At 62.9% G+C, this 22,031-nt stretch carries 14 protein-coding genes, 2 tRNA genes and 3 rRNA genes; 9 read left to right on the top strand and 10 right to left on the bottom strand.

All coding sequences use genetic code 11. From position 1 onward, the window contains the following. The first annotated feature begins 35 nt into the window (after nucleotides 1-35). From PotMrB4_RS09845 to PotMrB4_RS09835, 3 genes are read left to right on the top strand one after another with little or no spacing between them, the layout of a single operon-like run. Nucleotides 36-1,115: a patatin-like phospholipase family protein gene (locus PotMrB4_RS09845; RefSeq protein ID WP_172433127.1), complete on the top strand. Its 1,080-nt coding sequence runs from the start codon at nucleotides 36-38 to the stop codon at nucleotides 1,113-1,115. A 25-nt stretch (nucleotides 1,116-1,140) separates the two neighbouring features. Beyond that, on the top strand, nucleotides 1,141-2,067 hold the full coding sequence (locus PotMrB4_RS09840; protein WP_044408956.1) for a hypothetical protein: 927 nt from the start codon (nucleotides 1,141-1,143) through the stop codon (nucleotides 2,065-2,067). Further along, nucleotides 2,027-2,284: a DUF5329 family protein gene (locus tag PotMrB4_RS09835; protein WP_232060814.1), complete on the top strand. Its 258-nt coding sequence runs from the start codon at nucleotides 2,027-2,029 to the stop codon at nucleotides 2,282-2,284. Before PotMrB4_RS09840 ends, PotMrB4_RS09835 begins: the two co-directional genes overlap by 41 nt. 10 nt (nucleotides 2,285-2,294) lie before the next feature. Here PotMrB4_RS09835 and PotMrB4_RS09830 read toward each other — a convergent pair whose 3' ends face one another. Genes PotMrB4_RS09830 through hmpA form a run of 3 tightly spaced genes read right to left on the bottom strand, consistent with a single transcriptional unit; the run spans nucleotide 2,295 to nucleotide 4,947 of the window. Next, nucleotides 2,295-3,485: an NnrS family protein gene (locus tag PotMrB4_RS09830; RefSeq protein ID WP_172433126.1), complete on the bottom strand. Its 1,191-nt coding sequence runs from the start codon at nucleotides 3,483-3,485 to the stop codon at nucleotides 2,295-2,297. Next, nucleotides 3,472-3,717 (bottom strand): transmembrane sensor/regulator PpyR, encoded by a 246-nt coding sequence (locus PotMrB4_RS09825; RefSeq protein WP_172433125.1) that lies wholly within the window; start codon nucleotides 3,715-3,717, stop codon nucleotides 3,472-3,474. Before PotMrB4_RS09825 ends, PotMrB4_RS09830 begins: the two co-directional genes overlap by 14 nt. Nucleotides 3,718-3,765: 48 nt before the next feature. Next, nucleotides 3,766-4,947 (bottom strand): NO-inducible flavohemoprotein, encoded by a 1,182-nt coding sequence (hmpA, locus tag PotMrB4_RS09820; RefSeq protein ID WP_172433124.1) that lies wholly within the window; start codon nucleotides 4,945-4,947, stop codon nucleotides 3,766-3,768. A 148-nt stretch (nucleotides 4,948-5,095) separates the two neighbouring features. Here hmpA and norR point away from each other — a divergent pair, with 148 nt between their 5' ends. Continuing rightward, nucleotides 5,096-6,652, top strand: a complete 1,557-nt coding sequence (gene norR, locus PotMrB4_RS09815; RefSeq protein ID WP_142010801.1) for a nitric oxide reductase transcriptional regulator NorR — start codon at nucleotides 5,096-5,098, stop codon at nucleotides 6,650-6,652. 88 nt (nucleotides 6,653-6,740) lie between these two features. Then, on the top strand, nucleotides 6,741-7,127 hold the full coding sequence (queD, locus tag PotMrB4_RS09810; protein WP_172433123.1) for a 6-carboxytetrahydropterin synthase QueD: 387 nt from the start codon (nucleotides 6,741-6,743) through the stop codon (nucleotides 7,125-7,127). Between the two features lie 228 nt (nucleotides 7,128-7,355). Here queD and rrf read toward each other — a convergent pair. The 5 genes from rrf to PotMrB4_RS09785 form a co-directional block, all read right to left on the bottom strand. After that, a 5S ribosomal RNA gene (rrf, locus tag PotMrB4_RS09805) occupies nucleotides 7,356-7,471 on the bottom strand. 122 nt (nucleotides 7,472-7,593) lie between these two features. Beyond that, nucleotides 7,594-10,485, bottom strand: a 23S ribosomal RNA gene (locus PotMrB4_RS09800). Nucleotides 10,486-10,709: 224 nt separating this feature from the next. Next, nucleotides 10,710-10,785 (bottom strand) — tRNA-Ala (locus tag PotMrB4_RS09795). A 26-nt stretch (nucleotides 10,786-10,811) separates the two neighbouring features. Beyond that, nucleotides 10,812-10,888 (bottom strand) — tRNA-Ile (locus PotMrB4_RS09790). Nucleotides 10,889-10,981: 93 nt separating this feature from the next. Then, nucleotides 10,982-12,517, bottom strand: a 16S ribosomal RNA gene (locus tag PotMrB4_RS09785). Together the 16S, 23S and 5S rRNA genes with 2 tRNA genes alongside form the textbook arrangement of a ribosomal RNA operon. A gap of 665 nt (nucleotides 12,518-13,182) precedes the next feature. On the opposite strand from PotMrB4_RS09785, the gene PotMrB4_RS09780 reads away from it, so the two are divergent. Continuing rightward, the gene (locus PotMrB4_RS09780; RefSeq protein ID WP_172433122.1) at nucleotides 13,183-13,368 is read left to right on the top strand and encodes a carbon storage regulator; all 186 of its coding nucleotides are present in this window, start codon (nucleotides 13,183-13,185) and stop codon (nucleotides 13,366-13,368) included. A 4-nt stretch (nucleotides 13,369-13,372) separates the two neighbouring features. On the opposite strand, the gene PotMrB4_RS09775 is transcribed toward PotMrB4_RS09780, so the two are convergent. Further along, nucleotides 13,373-14,005: a response regulator transcription factor gene (locus PotMrB4_RS09775; RefSeq protein ID WP_044401834.1), complete on the bottom strand. Its 633-nt coding sequence runs from the start codon at nucleotides 14,003-14,005 to the stop codon at nucleotides 13,373-13,375. Nucleotides 14,006-14,030: 25 nt separating this feature from the next. Next, nucleotides 14,031-16,283: a PAS domain-containing sensor histidine kinase gene (locus PotMrB4_RS09770; protein ID WP_172433121.1), complete on the bottom strand. Its 2,253-nt coding sequence runs from the start codon at nucleotides 16,281-16,283 to the stop codon at nucleotides 14,031-14,033. A 232-nt stretch (nucleotides 16,284-16,515) separates the two neighbouring features. On the opposite strand from PotMrB4_RS09770, the gene PotMrB4_RS09765 reads away from it, so the two are divergent. The 3 genes from PotMrB4_RS09765 to PotMrB4_RS09755 all read left to right on the top strand — a co-directional run bounded on the left by PotMrB4_RS09765 (nucleotide 16,516) and on the right by PotMrB4_RS09755 (nucleotide 22,030). After that, nucleotides 16,516-18,138, top strand: a complete 1,623-nt coding sequence (locus PotMrB4_RS09765) for an acyl-CoA synthetase (RefSeq protein WP_172433120.1) — start codon at nucleotides 16,516-16,518, stop codon at nucleotides 18,136-18,138. 67 nt (nucleotides 18,139-18,205) lie between these two features. Then, complete coding sequence (locus PotMrB4_RS09760) at nucleotides 18,206-19,975, top strand: acyl-CoA dehydrogenase C-terminal domain-containing protein (RefSeq protein WP_172433119.1); 1,770 nt, start codon at nucleotides 18,206-18,208, stop codon at nucleotides 19,973-19,975. A 219-nt stretch (nucleotides 19,976-20,194) separates the two neighbouring features. Continuing rightward, on the top strand, nucleotides 20,195-22,030 hold the full coding sequence (locus tag PotMrB4_RS09755) for an AAA family ATPase (protein WP_172433118.1): 1,836 nt from the start codon (nucleotides 20,195-20,197) through the stop codon (nucleotides 22,028-22,030). Nucleotide 22,031 lies beyond the last annotated feature (1 nt).

Below are 22,031 nucleotides of genomic sequence, written 5' to 3'. Positions count from 1 at the left end.
CTATAATCGCTGCCTCGCTTTTTTCGGAGGCCCCCATGAGCGCCATTCACATCAAGTCGCCCGCCCTCACCCTGCGCGCCGGCAAGCGGGCCCTGGCCCGTATCCGCGAGCGTGGCCTGCAACCGGCGGATGTGAAGATCCTCCCGGGCGCGGCGGGCGGGCCGAAGGCGCTGGGCATCCAGGGCCTGGACCTGGCGCTGTTCGGCGAGTGGCTGCCCCGTGCGCCCCAGGAGCGCTCGCTGATCGGTGCCTCGATCGGCTCCTGGCGCTTCGCCAGTGCCTGCCTGCCGGACGCCGCCGAAGGCCTTCGCCGCCTCGGCGAGTTGTACACCTCGCAGCGCTTCCCCAAGGGTGTGAGCATGGCGGACGTGAGCCGCCGCTGCACGGCGATGCTGGACCAGTTGCTCGACGGCCAGGACCAGCAGGTGCTGAACAACCCGCATTACCGCCTGAACGTGGTGGTGGTGAAGAGCCACGGCCTGCTCGCCCACGACCGTCGAGGAGCACTGGGCCTGGGGTTGTCTTCGGTGATCGGCGCCAACCTGCTGGGCCGCCCGCGCCTGGCGCGCCACTTCGAGCGGGTGATCCTGCATGACAGCCGCCTGGCACCGCCGCTGGCGCCGCTGAACGACTTCCCCTCGCGCTGCCTGCCCCTGGACGGTGCCAACCTGCGCCATGCGCTGCTGGCCTCCGGCTCCATCCCCATGGTGATGGAGGGGGTGCGCGACATCCCCGGCGTCGGCCCCGGCACCTACCGCGACGGCGGCCTGCTGGACTACCACCTGGACCTGCCCTACCAGGGCGACGGGGTGGTGCTCTACCCGCACTTCACCGACAAGGTCATCCCCGGCTGGTTCGACAAGGGCCTGCCCTGGCGCCGTGGCGATGCCGAGCGCCTGCAGGACGTGCTGCTGCTGGCACCGTCGAGGGACTACCTGGCTACCCTGCCCCACGGCAAGCTGCCGGACCGCAAGGACTTCACCCGCTACCTGGGCGACGACGACGGCCGCGAGCGCTATTGGCGCAAGGCCATGGCGGAAAGCCAGCGGCTGGGCGACGAGTTCCTCGAACTGGCCGACAGCGGCCGCCTCGCCGAGCGCCTGCTGCCCCTCTGACCCCATCTGTTCCAAGGAAGGATTCATGAAACTCGCCGTCGCCATCCTGCATGGCATTGGCAGCCAGCCCGACCAGCGCGATGCCGAGGGTCAGTACAGCTATGCCCAGGGTCTTATCGGCGGGTTGCGCCGGGAGCTGGGTGTGGAGGCCGACGCCATCGCCTTCCAGAGCCTGTACTGGGCCAGCGTGCTGGACCGCCGCGAGCGGGCTTACCTCGACCGCCTGGAGCACGAACCGGTGACCTGGCGCTGGCTGCGCGAAGCAGTGACGCTGTTCCTCGGTGATGCCAGCGGCTACCGCAAGGTGAGCCAGGCCTACGACACCACCTATGAAGAAGTGCACCAGTGCCTGCGCAACGGCCTCACCGCCCTGCGGGCCAAGGTGGCACCGACCACGCCACTGGTGGTGCTGGCCCACTCGCTGGGCGGGCACATCTTCTCCAACTTCGTCTGGGACCAGCAGAAGCTGAACACCACGCCCAGTTGCCCGCGCGATCCCTTCCTCGCGCTGGAAACCCTGGCGGGCCTGGTGACCTTCGGCTGCAACATCCCGCTCTTCACCTTCGCCTACGACCCGGTGCGGCCGATCCGCTTTCCCGGCCATTGCCTGCCGGCGGGCCTTGAGCACGCTGCGCGCTGGCTGAACGTGTATGCGCCGGCCGATCCGCTGGGCTATCCGCTGCGACCGCTGCAGAACTATGCCGAAGTCGTGACGGAGGACGTCGCCCTGCCGGTCGGCCCCTGGTACAAACGCCACACCCCTTTGAGCCACATGGAGTATTGGAACGATGCGCGCTTCCACCGTTACCTGGCGGGCCATCTGCGCCAGCTGCTTGCTGCTTGCGACCACCCCGAGCCAGGCCCAGCTGGACGCGCGGAGCCAGCAGGAGATCAACGCCCTGCTGGGGTTCGTGGAGAGCAGTGGCTGCCTGTTCATCCGCAACGGCAGTGAATACCCCGCCGCCGAGGCACGGCAGCACCTGCAGAAGAAGCTGGACTACCTGGAAAACAAGGGCCTGGTGGACAACGCCGAGGACTTCATCGCCCGGGCCGCCACGGAAAGCAGCATGAGCGGCAAGCCCTACAAAGTGAACTGCGCCGGCCAGGAGCAGCTCTCCGCGGACTGGCTGAAACAGGAACTGACCCGCCTGCGCGCCGCCCGTCCCTGAATCCCTGCCTTCAGCCCGGCTGGCCATCCACCCGGGCCCGCCAGAACATCGGCCCGTAGTGCCCGAGGAACAGGGCGAAGGCCAGGATCCAGCAGACCCCGGCTAGCAGCAGGCTGGCCAGTGGCCAAATCCCGATGCCGAAGACCCGCAGCACCGCCCCCAGGTTGAGCAGGCCGAAGGCCCAGCCCATCGCCGCTGGTGCCACCAGCGCGCGCCCGGTGTGCCCCAGGCTGACCCTCGCCAGCATCCCCAGGATCAACCCACCCATGGCCCCCACTGCCAGGGCGTGGAGGGCCGGACTGCTGCCCGCCAGCCAACCCAGGTGCCAGGCCGCCAGGCCGAACGGCGCCACCACCAGCCAGGCGAATGCCAGGTGCAGTGACCAGAGCAGTGGCACCCGCCAGATGCCCCGGTGATACCAGCGCACCAGACGCAGCAGGTGCCCCGCCCCGAGCACGGCGAACGGCAGCGCCAGGAACGGAACAGGCCGGTTGGCGGCGCCCATGAGCGTCGACAGCGCCACTGCCAGCGACAGCCCCAAGGTGCCCCACTCCAGCCAGGGCCAGGCCTTGACCTGGCTGGGCAGGCCAAGCCCGCGCTGGGTGAAGAACGGGATCACCCGCCCGCCGATCAAGCTCATCAGCGCGGCCACCAGCCAGAGCGCACCCTGCACACCCTGGCGCTGCCAGGCGTCGTTGCCCGCGAGCATGCCCAGCACCACGAGTCCATCGGCCACTGCCAACAGCAGAAGCATCAGCACCACCGGGTAGTTGTTGCGCTGTCGCACCCGCCACAGGCGACGGCCGATCACCCAGGCCAGCAACGGCAGGAAGACCAGTTGCAGGGGCGCCGCCATCACCAGGGGCACACCGGCCAGCCAGGCCAGGCGCGCCAGCAGCCACACCACGAACAGGCCGACCAGGGGGCGGCCGGCAAGGCCCGGCTGGCCGGTCCAGTTCTGCACGGCAGTGAGCAGGAAGCCGGCAATGATTGCCACGGCGAAGCCGAAGGGCATCTCGTGACGGTGCCAGGCGAGCCAGCCTCCGGTGGGCTGCCAACCCTGAAGCAGCCCGCTCAGCACGCCCAGCCAGGCCACTACCGCGAGCAACGCAAAGGCACTGCCCGCCAGGAAGAAGGGGCGGAACCCCAGGCGCCAGAGCGGTGCAATGGCCAGTTCGCGGCGACGGTCACACAGTTGCATGGCAGGCCTCCCGATGCAGCCGCTGCAGGGCGGTAAGGCGGATGACATAGCCGACCTTGATCAGCGTGGGCCCCAGGATGACCAGTCCATGGGCCAGCACCTGGGCGGGCAGCGCGAGGTAACGATCCAGCCCATAGGCGCCAACGACGCCAACCAGCAGCAGCGCGAGGCCGGCAGCCAGCAGGCGGTGGGCCAGGCTCAGCAAGGGGCAACGGCAAGGGACAGGGCGCATGGCGAACTCCTCCAGGAAAGGCCCGGCACCGGGGTGCCGGGCGGCGGTTCAGGCATCCAGTTCGGCAGCCGGGCCGAAGAACTCGTAGTGGCACTGTGTAGCCGGCACGCCCAACGCGGCGAGGTGTTTCTTGACCATGGCCATGAAGGACTTGGGACCGAGGAAGTACGCCTCGACATCACGGGAGGCGGGCAGCCACTGGGCGAGTTGGTCGCGGCTCAGCAGGCCGGTGGCATCGGCCCGGTCACCGGCGTTCGGTTCGCTGAGGCAGGTGTGGAGTCGCAGGTTGGGCGTGCGCGCGGCCATCTCTTCCAGCCAGGGGCGGAAAGCCTGCACGGATGCATTGCGGGCGCAGTGGATGAAGTGGATCGGTCGACCGCTTCCGTGGGCGGCTTCGAGCATGGTCAGGGCGGGGGTGATACCGACGCCGGCGCTGATCAGCACCAGGGGCTTGCGGCCAGGGCGCAGGATGAAGTCGCCGGCGGGGGCGAACAGTTCGAGGGCGTCGCCCTCCCCGACCCGGTCGTGCAGGTGGTTGGAAACCTTGCCGTTCGGCTCACGCTTGACGCTGATGCGGTAGTCGCGGCCATTGGGTGCGGCGGACAGGGAATAGTTGCGGCGCACCTCCTGCCCATCGATGTCCAGCCGCAGGCCGATGAACTGCCCGGGGATGAACGCCTGGACGGGGCCGCCATCGGCGGGAGCCAGGTAGAACGAGGTGATCTCTTCGCTCTCCACCACCTTCTGCCGGACCACGAAGCGACGACCGCCCCGCCACCCGCCTTCGGACTCGGCGTTGGCGGCGTACACCTCTTCCTCGGCAGCGATCAGCAGGCTGGAAAGCTGCTGGTAGGCGTCGGCCCAGGCGGCGATCACCTCGTCGGTGGCAATCTCCTCGCCCAGCACTTCGCGAATCGCCCGCAGCAGGCAGGCGCCGACGATGGGGTAGTGCTCAGGCAGGATCTGCAGGGCAACGTGCTTGGCGACAATGCGCCCGACCATCGGCCCCAGGGCGTCGAGGCGATCGAGGTGGCGGGCATACATGAGGATGCCGTTGGCCAGGGCACGCGCCTGGTCGCCACTGGCCTGGTGGGCCTGGTTGAAGAGCGGGCGAACCTCGGGATACTCGGTCAGCATGATGCGGTAGAAGTGGGTGGTCAGCGCTTCGCCGCCGGTTTCCAGCAGCGGGATGGTGGAAGTGACGATTGCACGGGCTTGGCTGGACAGCATGGGGGTTTCCCTTGTGGTGTGATGGTTCACCTTGGCTATTCCAGTTTTCGTGCCAGAAAATTTTCCCTTTATATTCAGTGAGTTGTATTTATTCAGGTTAATTTGACTACACTTGGCGCCATGTCTTAACGACACACATGGAGTCATTATGACTGCACCTTCCTTGCTGCAGACCTTGCTTCCCCTGGTCAGCGACCTCTCCCGCGACCTGCCCGAACGCGAGCGCTATCGTCGCTTGCTGGAAGCTCTCCGCGGGTTGCTGCCGTGCGATGCCACGGCACTTCTTCGCCTGGAGGATGAGCACCTGGTGCCATTGGCAGTGGATGGACTGAGCCTCGATACCCTGGGCAGGCGCTTCCGCGTGGCCGATCACCCCCGTCTCGCGGCCTTGCTGGAACAGCGATCCCCTACGCACTTTCCTGCGGACTGTGACCTGCCCGATCCCTACGACGGGTTGGTGGAGGGCCATCACGCGCACCTGGAGGTGCATGACTGCCTGGGGTGCCCGCTCTACCTCGATGAGCGCCCATGGGGTTTGCTGACGCTGGACGCCCTGGATCCATCGCGCTTTTCACAGCAGGACCTGCAGACACTGGAACAGTTCGCCAGCCTGGCTTCCGCCACGGTGAAGGCTGCGGAGCGCATGCATGATCTGGAGCGTCGCGCACAGGACGAACGGCAACGGGCGGATGCTTACCGCCAGGCCGCCGGCGAGCCGGCGCCTCGTGAACTGATCGGCCAGAGTGCTGCGCACAAGGCGCTGCTGGCGGAGATCGCAACGGTGGCGGACAGCGAGCTGACGGTGCTGGTGACCGGGGAAACGGGGGTTGGCAAGGAGCTGGTGGCCCAGGCGATCCATGCCCGCTCGCCCCGGCACGGGATGCCGATGGTCAGCCTGAACTGCGCGGCGCTCCCGGACACGCTGGTGGAGAGCGAGCTGTTCGGTCACGTACGCGGAGCGTTCTCGGGCGCGGTGAATGATCGTCGAGGCAAGTTCGAGCTGGCCGACGGGGGAACGCTGTTCCTCGATGAAGTGGGCGAGCTGCCCATGGCCGTCCAGGCGAAGCTCCTGCGGGTGCTGCAGAGCGGGCAACTGCAGCGCGTCGGTTCGGATCGGGAGCACCGGGTGGATGTACGGGTCATCGCAGCCACCAACCGGGACTTGGCCGAGGAGGTCAGGCAAGGCCGTTTTCGCGCCGATCTGTACCACCGGCTGAGCGTGTATCCACTGCTGGTCCCGCCATTGCGGGAGCGTGGGCGGGATGTGCTGCTGCTGGCGGGCTTCTTCCTCGAACGCAACCGGGCCCAGCTCGGGCTACGCAGCCTGCGCCTGGCAGCAGACGCACAGGCCGCCCTCCTCCGCTATGACTGGCCAGGGAACGTGCGGGAACTGGAGCATCTGATCGGTCGGGCAGGACTCAAGGCGCTGGCCGCTGTACGCCCCCAGCGACCACGTATCCTGACGATCGACGCTTCCGACCTGGCGCTGCCCATGCTCCAGGAGGGCGTGACTGCGACATCCGGTGCAATCGAAGCAGGTGCTGGCGAGGTCCGTGACCTGAGGGAAGCCGTCGATGATTACCAGCGACGCCTGATCGAGGCCGGGCTGCAGCATCATCAGGGCAACTGGGCAGCTGCGGCACGCGATCTGGGACTGGATCGCGCCAACCTTCTGCGCCTGGCAAAGCGCCTGGGCCTTCGCTGAAGCCAGGCTAGCGCCGGACGGCACGTAAACACGCACCGCACCTGATACACTCGCGCCCCCGAAATCCCTTTCAGCCAGGGCGCAGCAGTTGGAAATCTTCAAGGAATTCATCTTCGAGGCAGCCCATCGCCTCCCCCACGTACCGGCCGGGCACAAGTGCGGCCGTCTTCATGGCCATTCGTTCCGAGTCGCCCTGTATATCGAAGGGGACGTTGACCCCCATACCGGCTGGATTCGGGACTTCTCGGAGATCAAGGCACTGTTCAGGCCCATCTACGAGCAGTTGGACCACAACTACCTGAACGACATCCCCGGCCTGGAAAACCCCACCAGTGAAGTGCTGGCCAAGTGGATCTGGCAACAGGTCAAGCCGCTGATCCCAGAACTGAGCCGAGTACGCATACACGAGACGTGCACAAGCGGTTGCGAATACCGGGGGGGATTAACTCGCCACCACAGTGAAAGCCGCCAATAGGCGGCTTTTTTGTGTCTGCGAAATGGCGAACGCCAAGAGGTGAGCGGTCGACGGGTGGGAGCGGAAGACAGTCATCCCGCTGTGACTGGGACATCCTTTCACAGGGATAAACAAGACTCAGCGGAAAGCTCGCAGACTCGAATGATCTGGGGTCGCTCTTGCGCGATTTTCATCCGCGCAAAGTCAAACCCCCGATCACCTTTCGATGATCGGGGGTTTGGTATAGGTGCTTGACGATGACCTACTCTCACATGGGGAAACCCCACACTACCATCGGCGATGCATCGTTTCACTACTGAGTTCGGGATGGGATCAGGTGGTTCCAACGCTCTATGGTCGTCAAGCAATTCTTTAGGGTGATCGTCGAGACGCTCACCCGAATTCGGGTATGTGACAGTACTTTGCGGTTCAATCGAACTTTCGGTTTGTCGACTTCACCAACAACACCAGATTGTTTGGGTGTTATATGGTCAAGCCTCACGGGCAATTAGTATTGGTTAGCTCAACGCCTCACAGCGCTTACACACCCAACCTATCAACGTCGTAGTCTTCGACGGCCCTTTAGGGGATTCAAGATCCCAGTGAGATCTCATCTTGAGGCGAGTTTCCCGCTTAGATGCTTTCAGCGGTTATCTCTTCCGAACATAGCTACCCGGCAGTGCCACTGGCGTGACAACCGGAACACCAGAGGTTCGTCCACTCCGGTCCTCTCGTACTAGGAGCAGCCCCTCTCAAATCTCAAACGTCCACGGCAGATAGGGACCGAACTGTCTCACGACGTTCTAAACCCAGCTCGCGTACCACTTTAAATGGCGAACAGCCATACCCTTGGGACCGGCTTCAGCCCCAGGATGTGATGAGCCGACATCGAGGTGCCAAACACCGCCGTCGATATGAACTCTTGGGCGGTATCAGCCTGTTATCCCCGGAGTACCTTTTATCCGTTGAGCGATGGCCCTTCCATACAGAACCACCGGATCACTAAGACCTACTTTCGTACCTGCTCGACGTGTCTGTCTCGCAGTCAAGCGCGCTTTTGCCTTTATACTCTGCGACCGATTTCCGACCGGTCTGAGCGCACCTTCGTACTCCTCCGTTACTCTTTGGGAGGAGACCGCCCCAGTCAAACTGCCCACCATACACTGTCCTCGATCCGGATGACGGACCAGAGTTAGAACCTCAAGCATGCCAGGGTGGTATTTCAAGGATGGCTCCACGAGAACTGGCGTCCTCGCTTCAAAGCCTCCCACCTATCCTACACAAGCAGGCTCAAAGTCCAGTGCAAAGCTACAGTAAAGGTTCACGGGGTCTTTCCGTCTAGCCGCGGATACACTGCATCTTCACAGCGATTTCAATTTCACTGAGTCTCGGGTGGAGACAGCGCCGCCATCGTTACGCCATTCGTGCAGGTCGGAACTTACCCGACAAGGAATTTCGCTACCTTAGGACCGTTATAGTTACGGCCGCCGTTTACCGGGGCTTCGATCAAGAGCTTCGCTTGCGCTAACCCCATCAATTAACCTTCCGGCACCGGGCAGGCGTCACACCCTATACGTCCACTTTCGTGTTTGCAGAGTGCTGTGTTTTTAATAAACAGTCGCAGCGGCCTGGTATCTTCGACCGGCATGGGCTTACGGAGTAAATCCTTCACCCTCACCGGCGCACCTTCTCCCGAAGTTACGGTGCCATTTTGCCTAGTTCCTTCACCCGAGTTCTCTCAAGCGCCTTGGTATTCTCTACCCAACCACCTGTGTCGGTTTGGGGTACGGTTCCTAGTTACCTGAAGCTTAGAAGCTTTTCCTGGAAGCATGGCATCGACCACTTCGTCATCTAAAAGATAACTCGTCATCAGCTCTCGGCATTGAGCGCCCGGATTTTCCTAAGCACCCTGCCTACCACCTTAAACTTGGACAACCAACGCCAAGCTGGCCTAGCCTTCTCCGTCCCTCCATCGCAGTAACTAGAAGTACGGGAATATTAACCCGTTTCCCATCGACTACGCTTTTCAGCCTCGCCTTAGGGGCCGACTCACCCTGCGTCGATTAACGTTGCGCAGGAACCCTTGGTCTTTCGGCGTGGGTGTTTTTCACACCCATTGTCGTTACTCATGTCAGCATTCGCACTTCTGATACCTCCAGCGAGCTTCTCAACTCACCTTCACAGGCTTACAGAACGCTCCTCTACCGCGTCACTTACGTGACACCCGCAGCTTCGGTGTGTGGTTTGAGCCCCGTTACATCTTCCGCGCAGGCCGACTCGACTAGTGAGCTATTACGCTTTCTTTAAAGGATGGCTGCTTCTAAGCCAACCTCCTAGCTGTCTAAGCCTTCCCACATCGTTTCCCACTTAACCACAACTTTGGGACCTTAGCTGGCGGTCTGGGTTGTTTCCCTTTTCACGACGGACGTTAGCACCCGCCGTGTGTCTCCCACGCTCGGCACTTCCAGGTATTCGGAGTTTGCATCGGTTTGGTAAGTCGGGATGACCCCCTAGCCGAAACAGTGCTCTACCCCCTGGAGTGATACGTGAGGCGCTACCTAAATAGCTTTCGAGGAGAACCAGCTATCTCCGAGCTTGATTAGCCTTTCACTCCGATCCACAAGTCATCCGCTACCTTTTCAACGGGAGTCGGTTCGGTCCTCCAGTCAGTGTTACCTAACCTTCAACCTGCTCATGGATAGATCGCCCGGTTTCGGGTCTATACCCAGCGACTAAACGCCCTATTAAGACTCGCTTTCGCTACGCCTCCCCTATTCGGTTAAGCTCGCCACTGAATATAAGTCGCTGACCCATTATACAAAAGGTACGCAGTCACCTAACAAAGTAGGCTCCCACTGCTTGTACGCATACGGTTTCAGGTTCTATTTCACTCCCCTCTCCGGGGTTCTTTTCGCCTTTCCCTCACGGTACTGGTTCACTATCGGTCAGTCAGTAGTATTTAGCCTTGGAGGATGGTCCCCCCATGTTCAGACAAAGTTTCACGTGCTCCGTCCTACTCGATTTCACTTCAAGGACCTTTTCGCGTACGGGGCTATCACCCACTATGGCCGCACTTTCCAGAGCGTTCCGCTAAAATCCAAGAAGCTTAAGGGCTAATCCCCGTTCGCTCGCCACTACTAAGGGAATCTCGGTTGATTTCTTTTCCTCAGGGTACTTAGATGTTTCAGTTCCCCTGGTTCGCCTCTTGCACCTATGGATTCAGTACAAGATACCTAGGTTATCCTAGGTGGGTTCCCCCATTCAGAGATCTCCGGATCAAAGTCTGTTTGCCGACTCCCCGAAGCTTATCGCAGGCTACCACGTCTTTCATCGCCTCTGACTGCCAAGGCATCCACCGTATGCGCTTCTTCACTTGACCATATAACCCCAAGCAATCTGCCAGTGGCCATGGTGTGAAGACGACATTCGCCGAAAATTCGCGCTTGAACTCGCAAATTTTGCCTTGAGTTGCTGAGTGCAGTGAAACACTCAACAAGTCACTTCTATCACATACCCAAATTTTTAAAGAACGTTCTGGCGCAAAGACCAGAAATCAATACCTGAACCAGGTACTCATTTCTGAACTTTCAGCGATTGTGTGGATGGTGGAGCCAAGGAGGATCGAACTCCTGACCTCCTGCGTGCAAAGCAGGCGCTCTCCCAGCTGAGCTATGGCCCCTTCAGACCTGCTGCGCCCTCGACAATTGGTGGGTCTGGGCAGATTCGAACTGCCGACCTCACCCTTATCAGGGGTGCGCTCTAACCAACTGAGCTACAGACCCAATCGTCACACTTTCGGGTCTAAACCCAATCGCTTTTCGCAAGTGAATCAAGCAATTCGTGTGGGAGCTTATGAAGAAGCTGATGTCTTCGATTAAGGAGGTGATCCAGCCGCAGGTTCCCCTACGGCTACCTTGTTACGACTTCACCCCAGTCATGAATCACTCCGTGGTAACCGTCCTCCTTGCGGTTAGACTAGCTACTTCTGGAGCAACCCACTCCCATGGTGTGACGGGCGGTGTGTACAAGGCCCGGGAACGTATTCACCGTGACATTCTGATTCACGATTACTAGCGATTCCGACTTCACGCAGTCGAGTTGCAGACTGCGATCCGGACTACGATCGGTTTTATGGGATTAGCTCCACCTCGCGGCTTGGCAACCCTTTGTACCGACCATTGTAGCACGTGTGTAGCCCTGGCCGTAAGGGCCATGATGACTTGACGTCATCCCCACCTTCCTCCGGTTTGTCACCGGCAGTCTCCTTAGAGTGCCCACCCGAGGTGCTGGTAACTAAGGACAAGGGTTGCGCTCGTTACGGGACTTAACCCAACATCTCACGACACGAGCTGACGACAGCCATGCAGCACCTGTGTCAGAGTTCCCGAAGGCACCAATCCATCTCTGGAAAGTTCTCTGCATGTCAAGGCCAGGTAAGGTTCTTCGCGTTGCTTCGAATTAAACCACATGCTCCACCGCTTGTGCGGGCCCCCGTCAATTCATTTGAGTTTTAACCTTGCGGCCGTACTCCCCAGGCGGTCGACTTATCGCGTTAGCTGCGCCACTAAGATCTCAAGGATCCCAACGGCTAGTCGACATCGTTTACGGCGTGGACTACCAGGGTATCTAATCCTGTTTGCTCCCCACGCTTTCGCACCTCAGTGTCAGTATCAGTCCAGGTGGTCGCCTTCGCCACTGGTGTTCCTTCCTATATCTACGCATTTCACCGCTACACAGGAAATTCCACCACCCTCTACCGTACTCTAGCTCAGTAGTTTTGGATGCAATTCCCAGGTTGAGCCCGGGGCTTTCACATCCAACTTGCTGAACCACCTACGCGCGCTTTACGCCCAGTAATTCCGATTAACGCTTGCACCCTTCGTATTACCGCGGCTGCTGGCACGAAGTTAGCCGGTGCTTATTCTGTTGGTAACGTCAAAACAGCAAGGTATTAACTTACTGCCCTTCCTCCCAACTTAAAGTGCTTTACAATCCGAAGACCTTCTTCACACACGCGGCATGGCTGGATCAGGCTTTCGCCCATTGTCCAATATTCCCCACTGCTGCCTCCCGTAGGAGTCTGGACCGTGTCTCAGTTCCAGTGTGACTGATCATCCTCTCAGACCAGTTACGGATCGTCGCCTTGGTGGGCCATTACCCCACCAACCAGCTAATCCGACCTAGGCTCATCTGATAGCGTGAGGTCCGAAGATCCCCCACTTTCTCCCGTAGGACGTATGCGGTATTAGCGTTCCTTTCGAAACGTTATCCCCCACTACCAGGCAGATTCCTAGGCATTACTCACCCGTCCGCCGCTGAATCATGGAGCAAGCTCCACTCATCCGCTCGACTTGCATGTGTTAGGCCTGCCGCCAGCGTTCAATCTGAGCCATGATCAAACTCTTCAGTTCAATACTGCTTGGGTTTTGAGAAAACCCTAAACTTGGCTCAGCAATCGCAAATAAACTCTCGAATTCACGAGTGTTACTTGTGTTGCTGATAATCAGTCGACTACCAGTCTTACATCACAAGCACCCACACGAATTGCTTGATTCAAATTTTTAAAGAGCGTTTCGATCAAGTCTTTCGTCTCAACCGAGGCCGCGCATTCTACAGCAGCCTTTCTTTCTGTCAAGCTGTTTTTCGAAGAATTTTTTCTTTCTACTCAACAACTTGCGCATCCGTCGAAACACTCTTCAACATCAGCGGGAGGCGAATCATACAGCATTCAAACTCGCTGTCAACACCTCTTTTCAGCAATCAACCCAGCAAGCAGATCAATCACCGCGATTCCGCAACCACTCCGGAACCGCACCCCACTTCAAACACTTAACTCATTGATTTTCAAGGAGTTTTCGTTGCCCGCCGTGGGAGTGGTGCGCATTATAGAGACCTCAGCCACGGCGTCAACACCTATTTTCAGTTTGCTGTCGAAACGTGCTTTTGAGACGGAATCCGCGTTCCCGAAACTCCCCCACAAACCGGTTGAACCCGAGGCCCAGCGGGTGATCAAACTCCGCTCAAGCCCGTGGCAGACAACCCCGCCACCCGCTGTCCAACTACAAGAGGAAGAATCGTGCAGGAACTGAACATCAAGGTCGGTGACCACCTCGATCTGGGCGAAGGCGTCGTAGTCCGTGTTGTCGCCGCGCAGGGCTCGCAGATCAAGCTGGGCATCGTCGCGCCCAAGCATGTAGCCGTGCACCGCGAAGAGATCTACAAGCGCATCAACCCGGGCCACCGGGTGGCACGCGCCTGCTGAAGCTTCACCCTCTCAGCCGCAGCGGATCGACCATCCCTGCGGCGATCGCCATCCCCACCAGGTCCGGCAGGCACTCTGCCCGCATCCGCTTCATCACCCTGGCGCGATAGAGATCGACAGTCTTCACGCTAATAGAAAGCTGCTCGGCCACCTCCCGATTGGTGTAGCCCTTCACCAACGGCAGGAACACATCTCGCTCCCGCGGAGTCAGGCTGTCCAAGCGCTCCTGCAGATCCCCCTGAGCGAGATTGCGAACCCGCGCCGAGCGGTTCAGTGCTTCCTGCACGCTGTCCAGCAGCAGTTGCTCGTTGTAAGGCTTCTCGATGAAATCCTGCGCGCCCGCCTTGAAGGCCCGCACCACGATGGGCACATCCGCGTGACCGCTGACAAAGATCACCGGCAGATCGATCCCCCGCGCCCGCAGCTCCTCCTGCACATTCAGCCCGCCCATCCCGGGCATGCGCACGTCCAGCAACACACAGGCATCCGCTGCCGGGTCACACGCCTCCAGAAAGGCCTTGCCACTGGTGAACGGCAGCGCCGCCAACCCCACCGACTCCAGCAGCCAGACCGTGGAATCGAGCATCCCCTGGTCGTCATCCACCACATAGACCACCTGGCGGGCGCTTGTCGTCATCCTTACTACTCCATTCTTGTGATTGTCAGTGCAGCGGCAGGCGGCAACGCATGCGCAACCCGCCCTCCTCCATCGGCTCGCCTTCCAGCGAGCCCCCGAACCCCTCGATGATGCTGCGACTCATCGACAGCCCCAGCCCCAGCCCTTCCGGCTTGCTGGTATAGAAAGGCGTGAAGATGCGCTCCAGCGCCACGGCATCGAGCCCCGGCCCCTCGTCGAGCACCTCCACATCAATACCGGCGCCCGGCATCAACCGAGCGCTGATCACTACCCGTGAAGCCGCCTGCGGATTCGCCTCACGATTGGCCTCGATGGCATTGCGCAACAGGTTCAACAGCACCTGCTCCAGCAGCACCCGATCCGCGAAGACCGATGGCAGCCCCGTCGGCAATCGCTCCTCGATCACCACCTGCGCCGCCCCCGCCTCCCACGCACAGAGCCGGACGGCCTCGCGCGCCACCTCCGCCACATCCAACGCCTGCATGCGACGCTGCCCCTTGCGCAAGAATGCACGCAGCCGCTTGATCACCTCCGACGCGTGCTCCGCATGCTCGGCAATGCGTTCCAGCCCCTGAGCCACCCGCTCAGCTGCCTGAGGGTTGCTGCCCAGGCTCTGCAGATAGCGCTGGCTGGCGCCCACGTAATTCATCACCGCTGCCAACGGCTGGTTGATCTCATGGGCAATCCCCGAAGCCAGCTCGCCCAGAGTCACCAGACGTGCCGTATGAGCCAACTCATCCTGATGGCGGCGCTGCTGGGCTTCGCGCAGCTCCCGCTCGCTCATGTCCCGCGCCACCAGCGAGTAATAACGCTCACCCCCGGCCGCCCGATGCGCCAACAGCACCAGCGAGACCGGCAGCGACCCACTGCCATCCAGCGCACACAGACGCGCATCGGCGCTCCACACCCCTACGCGCTCGGCCTGTACCTGCCCCGCCTGCAACCTCGCCAGGTCGTCTGTCGAGAACAACGCCGCCAGCGACGGCAACGCCAGCCCTTCCTCCAACCCCAGCGCACGACGAGCAGCCGGATTGAGGTCCGTGACCAACCCCAGCGCATCGAAGAACAGCACCGGATCGGTATTGGCCTCAACCACCTCCGCCAGGCGCCGTTTGTGCTCCTCGGCCTGTACCCGAGCCGTGATATCCCGTGAGACGCTCACCACCTCCACCACCGCCCCCGTATAGGTCTCGCGGATCGCCCGGCACGCCGTCTCGAACCACAGGTAATGCCCCGCGCGGTGACGGATGCGGTAGGTCATGGTGTGGTAGCCATCGGTCTCCAGCGCATCCCGCGCACGCTGGATCAACGGCATCAGGTCCTGCGCATGGAACAGCCCCTGCGCCAGCACCCCGCGCAACTCCTCAGGCCAGAAACCCAGCAGCGTCCAGGACGCGGGCGACGCGTCGAGGAAGCGCCCCTCCGGCGTGTGCCGGGAAATCAGATCCGTGGTGTTCTCGGTGATCAGCCGATACAAGCGCCGCGCCTGCGCCGCCTCACGCTCGGCCAACAGCGGTCGGGTCGCATCACGGCAGCGCCCTAATACCCGCTGGTTCTCGGGGTCGGGCACGAAGGTCCAGAGCAGGATGCGCCCATCACACTGCGCCTCCACCTCCTCAATGGCCCGGCACTGCGCCAGGCAGGCCCGCACCAGCGCCACATGATTGACCGGCAGGAAGCGCAGCACCGCACCCGGCGGCTGCTCCGCCAGCAAGGCCAGCAGCGCCGCGTTCAGCTCCAGCGGAACCCCCGCCTCGTCCAGCAGCAGGCTCGGCTGAGGATCGTGCCCCAGCAATGGCGAAGCCCGCATCAGGCCTGCCGACTGCGCCAGCACCGTCGACAGCAGCTCCTCCACCGCCCCCAGCCACTCCAGCCCCACCCCCGGCTGTACCTCCACCAGCAGCAGGCCCGGCTGATCGGCCTCCAGCGCCAGGTCGAATACCTGGCCATGGCTGATCCCGGCACGTCGCAGGCGCCCCGCCAGCCAGCAATCCACACTGCGCACAGCCGAAAGGCTCAGGCACCCCAGCTCTGCCACTTGCTCGAACAGACGCTCATCGCTCGCCCCCAGCGGGTCCCCCTGCCCTGGCGGCAAGTGCTGCCCGCTCCCCTCGTGGGTGTAGATCCCCGCACCCGCCTGCCACACCAGGTAATAAGCCTGGCGCACCTCCGGGTAGCCTCGCAGCGCCCGGCACAACGCGTCCGCCCGCGCAGACACCGCCACGCCCTCGCGTTGCAGACGCAGCCAGGTGTGCAAACGGACAGGATTACGGCTCATGGGACGGCAGGCTCCAGGGCAAAAGCGGCGACAGCCTAGCAGCGCTCGAAGCCTTGGCCTCTACGCCTTAGGTATAAAACGAAACAATATAGTAGATATACTATACTACTCAGGTATTAATTCCATACCCAATAGCAAACGATATATAAATGACCCCGAACGATCCCGGACCCAGGTCAAAAACGACACGGCCGGGGCACAAGAGCTAACAATCAGCCACCGGGTAATCCGCATGTCGATCTATGAACAGGGCCTCGCCCCTGCTGCCGTGAACCATATCGCCCTCAGCCCGCTGAGCTTCATTGAGCGGACTGCCAGCATCTACCCCCACTACCCCGCCGTCGTCCATGGCGCCACCCGCCGCAACTGGGCAGAGACCTACGCCCGCTGCCGCCGGCTGGCCTCAGCGCTGGCCGGGCGCGGCATCGGCAAGGGCGACACCGTCGCCGTGATGCTGCCCAACATCCCGCAGATGCTGGAAGCGCATTTCGGCGTTCCCATGATCGGCGCCGTCCTCAACACCCTCAACGTGCGCCTCGATGCCGAAGCCATCGCCTTCATGCTGCAGCACGGCGAAGCCAAGGTCCTGATCACCGACCGCGAATTCTTCGACGTCATCCACGCCGCCGTCGGCATGCTCGACCACCCGCCCCTGCTGGTGGACGTCAACGACCCCGAATATGGCGAAGGCCAGGCCATCAGCGAACTGGACTACGAAGCACTGCTGGCCGAAGGCGACCCCGAATTCGCCTGGCAATGGCCGGAAGATGAATGGCAAGCCATCTCCCTCAACTACACCTCCGGCACCACCGGCAACCCCAAGGGCGTCGTCTACCACCACCGCGGTGCGTTCCTCAACGCCCTCGGCAACCAGATGACCTGGGGCCTCGGCCACCACCCCGTCTACCTCTGGACCCTGCCGATGTTCCACTGCAACGGCTGGTGCTACCCCTGGACCATCACCGCCCTCGCAGGCGTCCACGTCTTCCTGCGTCGGGTCGACCCGCAACGCATCCTCACCCTCATCCGCGACGAGCAGGTCACCCACCTGTGCGGCGCCCCCATCGTCCTCAACGCCCTGGTGAACATGCCGCCGGAAGCCAAAGCCGCCATCGACCACCCGGTCCACGCCATGGTCGCCGGCGCCGCCCCGCCGGCCAAGGTCATCGGCGCCGTCGAGGAGATGGGCATCCGCGTCACCCATGTCTATGGCCTTACCGAGGTCTATGGCCCGGTCACCGTCTGCGCCTGGCACGGCGAATGGGACGAACTGCCCCTCGAGGAACGTGCCCGCATCAAGGCCCGCCAGGGCGTGCGCTACCCCACCCTCGAAGGCGTCATGGTCGCCGACCCCAAGACCCTCGAACCGACCCCGCGCGACGGCGAGACCATTGGCGAGATCTTCCTGCGCGGCAACACCGTCATGAAGGGCTACCTGAAGAACCCCACCGCCACCACCGAAGCCTTCAGCGGCGGCTGGTTCCACACCGGCGACCTCGGCGTCTGGCACCCCGACGGCTACGTCGAGATCAAGGACCGCCTCAAGGACATCATCATCTCCGGCGGCGAGAACATCTCCACCATCGAACTGGAAGGCGTCCTCTACCGCCACCCCGCCGTACTGGAAGCCGCCGTGGTCGCTCGCCCGGACGAGAAGTGGGGCGAAACCCCCTGCGCCTTCGTCACCCTCAAGGCCGACCACCAGTCCGTCCGCGAGAGCGACATCATCGCCTTCTGCCGCGACCACCTCGCCGGCTTCAAGGTCCCGCGCACCGTGGTCTTCACCACCCTGCCGAAAACCTCCACCGGCAAGATCCAGAAATACGTCCTGCGCGACATGGCCAAGGCCCTCTGAGCCAAACCCCGCGAACCCCGAGAGAGGCCGCCCACCCGGGCGGCCCCGTCACGCCGAGAGAACACCGATGCCCGAGTACAACGCCCCCCTGCGCGACCTGCGCTTCGTCCTGCATGAACTGTTCGAAGCCCCGCGCCTCTGGGCCCGCCTGCCGGCCCTGGCCGAAACCGTGGATGCCGATACCGCCGATGCCATCCTCGAAGAGGCCGCCAAAGTCACCGGCGGCCTGATCGCACCGCTCAACCGCAGCGGCGACGAGGAAGGCGCACAGTGGGTCGACGGCCGGGTCATCACCCCAGCCGGCTTCAAGGCCGCCTACGCCACCTATATAGAAGGAGGCTGGGTCGGCCTCTCCGGCAACCCGCAGTACGGCGGCATGGGCATGCCCAAGATGCTCGCCGTACAGTTCGAGGAAATGCTCTACGCCGCCAACTCCAGCTTCGCCCTCTACTCCGCCCTCAGCGCCGGCGCCTGCCTCGCCATCGACGCCCACGCCAGCGCCGAACTCAAGCAGGCCTACCTGCCCAACCTGTACGCCGGCACCTGGGCCGGCTCCATGTGCCTCACCGAGCCACACGCCGGCACCGACCTCGGCATCATCCGCACCAAGGCCGAACCCCAGGCGGATGGCAGCTACCGCATCACCGGCACCAAGATCTTCATCACCGGCGGCGAGCAGGACCTCACCGAGAACATCATCCACCTCGTCCTCGCCAAGCTCCCCGACGCCCCCGCCGGCCCCAAGGGCATCTCCCTGTTCCTCGTACCCAAGGTCCTGGTGAACGCAGACGGCAGCCTCGGCCAGCCCAACGCACTCTCCTGCGGCTCCATCGAACACAAGATGGGCATCAAGGCCTCCGCCACCTGCGTGATGAACTTCGACGGCGCCACCGGCTACCTCATCGGCGACGCCAACAAAGGCCTCGCCGCCATGTTCACCATGATGAATTACGAGCGCCTCTCCATCGGCATCCAGGGCATCGGTTGCGCCGACGCCTCCTACCAGAGCGCCGTCGCCTACGCCCGCGAACGCCTGCAGAGCCGCGCCCCCACCGGCCCCCAGGCCCAGCACAAGGTGGCCGACCCGATCCTCGTCCACCCCGACGTGCGCCGCATGCTGCTCACCATGAAAGCCCTCACCGAAGGCGGCCGCGCCTTCGCCTGCTACGTCGGCCAGCAACTCGACCTTGCCAAGTTCAGTGACGACGCCGACGAACGCCAAGCGGCCGAAGCCCTGGTCGCCCTGCTCACCCCCGTCGCCAAGGCCTTCTTCACCGATACCGGCCTGGAAAGCACCGTCCACGGCCAGCAGGTATTCGGCGGCCACGGCTACATCCGCGAATGGGGCCAGGAACAACTGGTCCGCGACGTCCGTATCGCCCAGATCTACGAAGGCACCAACGGCATCCAGGCCCTCGACCTGCTCGGCCGCAAGGTCGTCGCCAATGGCGGCACCAGCCTGCGCCGCTTCACCGCCGAGATCCGCCGCTACGCCGCAGAAGACGTCCCCCACCGCGCCGCCCTGCTCGACGCCGTAGACCGCCTGGAGCGCACCACCACCCGCGTGCTGGAGCAGGCCGCCAGCGACCCCAACGCCATCGGCGCCGCCTCCGTCGACTACCTGCACCTGTTCGGCTACGTCGCCTATGCCTGGCTCTGGTCCCGCATGGCCCGCATCGCCAGCGAACGCCAACCCCAGGACCCAGCCTTCTACAGCGCCAAGCAGGCCACCGCCGCCTTCTACTTCGAACGCCTGCTGCCCCGCACCCTCAGCCTCGAAGCCAGCATCCTCGCCGGCAGCCGCACCCTCTACGGCATCACCGCCGAGCAGTTCTGACCCCTTAGCGTGACGCGGCCCCGTCCTGGGTGTCCGCGTTTTTTATTGCGGGCACGTCAGGGCGTCATTCCCTCAAGCCCGTAGCAAGGAGGCGCTCGTCCACCTCGGCCTCCTCACGGGCCGCAAGCCCCCTCACCCCAAGCCCTCGACCATCACCAGGCTTGGAGCACAGCCCCGCCAGCAATATGCTTGTGCGCTGAATCCAAGGGGGAGCCACCCATGACAGGGAATGCCGTGTTCGAAAAGCCGCGCTGGTTGCGCGACCTGCTGCGTTTTTTGCCGCTCAAGAGCCAATTCGTGCTCTCGGGCAATATCCGTGACCTGCAGGCCTGCGAAGTCATACCCGGAACCGTGACCGCTCAAGGCTTCACCCAGCACCTGTGCAACGAACTGCTCGACGCCGGCTACGCCCGCGTCCTGACCTGGGACCCGCTGGCCGGTTTTCGTGCCCCGGGGCGGCCGGGAGAGGCCCCCGACAGCGGCCACCCGCTGTTGATCGAACTCGGGCTGACGCCCGTGGACGGCGCCGCACCGGCCGGCCTGGACCTGCTTGCGGCCACCCTGCAGCGCCTGGTCAACCGAAGCGGTGAGCCGGTGGCCCTGGTGATCGACTTTGCCTCCCGCCTCGTCGTACGCAACGACTCCCTGAGCGCCGCCGAACACCAGTTGTTCACCCAGGCCCTGGTGCTCTCCCACCAGGCCCGCAGCCGCCCCTCGGGCGAGCAACGCAAACCGTTCTTCAACAGCCTGGTCTGGATCGTGGAGAAGGAAGGCGACCTGCCGGACTGGCTGCTGGTCGACAACCCGCGCCTGCGCCACATCCCCGTTTCCAAACCCGATCAGATGGCCCGACGGGCCCTGGCGCCGGCGCTGCTCAAAGGCCTGTCGAGCCAACAGCCCGGCAACGACGACAGCCTGCGTCAGGCCGTCGACACCTTCGTCGAAAACACCGAAGGCCTGCTGTTGCTCGACCTCAGCGCCATCGCCCAGTTGGCACGCGTCGAAGGGGTCGCCATGGAGCGCATCGCCGACGCCGTCCGGCGCTACAAGGTGGGGGTCACCGAAGACCCCTGGCAGAAGATCGACCGCAGCCGCATCCGCCAGGCCGACACCTTCGTCCGCCGACGGGTAAAGGGCCAGCAGCATGCCGTAACCCACATGCTGGACATCGTCAAACGCGCCATGACCGGCGTCGGCGCCAGCCGCAAGGGCAACCGTCCACGGGGCATCGCCTTCCTCGCCGGCCCCACCGGCGTCGGCAAGACCGAGCTGGCCAAGACCGTCACCAGCCTGCTGTTCGGGGACGAGAGCGCCTACATCCGCTTCGACATGTCCGAGTTCAGCGCCGAGCACGCCGACCAGCGCCTGATCGGCGCCCCGCCCGGCTATGTCGGCTACGACGTCGGCGGAGAGCTGACCAACGCCATCCGAGAAAAACCCTTCAGCGTCGTGCTGTTCGACGAAATCGAGAAAGCCCACCCGCGCATCCTCGACAAGTTCCTGCAGATCCTCGACGACGGCGTGCTCACTTCCGGTCGGGGCGACCGGGTCTATTTCTCCGAAGCGCTCATCGTCTTCACCTCCAACCTCGGCATCTACCGTCAGGGCGAGAACGGCGAGCGGGTTGCCAACGTGCTCCCTGGCGAAGCCTTCGAAGGTGTGCAGGCAAAGGTCCGCAGCGAAATAGACCGCCACTTCAAGCTGGTTCTCAACCGCCCGGAAATCCTCAACCGCATCGGCGAGAACATCATCGTCTTCGACTTCATCCGCCCCGATGTCGCCGAGCAGATCTTCACCCAGATGGTCGACGGCACCCTGGCCGACTTGCGCGAACAGCAGCAACTGACCATCGAGCTGGCCGACTCGGCCCGCCAGGCCCTGCACACCCTCTGCCTGCAGGACCTGTCCAACGGTGGACGCGGCATCCGCAACCAGCTCGAAGCCCACCTGCTCAACCCGCTGTCCAGGGCCCTGTTCGACCAGGATGCCGGCCCCGGCGAGCATTTTGCGATTACCTCGCTGGGCGCCGCCGGGCTCACCCTGGAACGCCGCTGAC

Source organism: Metapseudomonas otitidis (assembly GCF_011397855.1).
Taxonomy (GTDB): Bacteria; Pseudomonadota; Gammaproteobacteria; order Pseudomonadales; family Pseudomonadaceae; genus Metapseudomonas; species Metapseudomonas otitidis.
This window is presented reverse-complemented; position numbering and strand designations above follow the sequence as displayed.

Bases quoted from the DNA above. Each gene is read 5' to 3' on its own strand.
- PotMrB4_RS09845 (WP_172433127.1), top strand. From the start codon at position 36: ATGAGCGCCATTCACATCAAGTCGCCCGCCCTCACCCTGCGCGCCGGC.
- PotMrB4_RS09840 (WP_044408956.1), top strand. From the start codon at position 1,141: ATGAAACTCGCCGTCGCCATCCTGCATGGCATTGGCAGCCAGCCCGAC.
- PotMrB4_RS09830 (WP_172433126.1), bottom strand. From the start codon at position 3,485: ATGCAACTGTGTGACCGTCGCCGCGAACTGGCCATTGCACCGCTCTGG.
- PotMrB4_RS09825 (WP_172433125.1), bottom strand. From the start codon at position 3,717: ATGCGCCCTGTCCCTTGCCGTTGCCCCTTGCTGAGCCTGGCCCACCGC.
- hmpA (WP_172433124.1), bottom strand. From the start codon at position 4,947: ATGCTGTCCAGCCAAGCCCGTGCAATCGTCACTTCCACCATCCCGCTG.
- norR (WP_142010801.1), top strand. From the start codon at position 5,096: ATGACTGCACCTTCCTTGCTGCAGACCTTGCTTCCCCTGGTCAGCGAC.
- PotMrB4_RS09775 (WP_044401834.1), bottom strand. From the start codon at position 14,005: ATGACGACAAGCGCCCGCCAGGTGGTCTATGTGGTGGATGACGACCAG.
- PotMrB4_RS09770 (WP_172433121.1), bottom strand. From the start codon at position 16,283: ATGAGCCGTAATCCTGTCCGTTTGCACACCTGGCTGCGTCTGCAACGC.
- PotMrB4_RS09765 (WP_172433120.1), top strand. From the start codon at position 16,516: ATGTCGATCTATGAACAGGGCCTCGCCCCTGCTGCCGTGAACCATATC.
- PotMrB4_RS09760 (WP_172433119.1), top strand. From the start codon at position 18,206: ATGCCCGAGTACAACGCCCCCCTGCGCGACCTGCGCTTCGTCCTGCAT.
- PotMrB4_RS09755 (WP_172433118.1), top strand. From the start codon at position 20,195: ATGACAGGGAATGCCGTGTTCGAAAAGCCGCGCTGGTTGCGCGACCTG.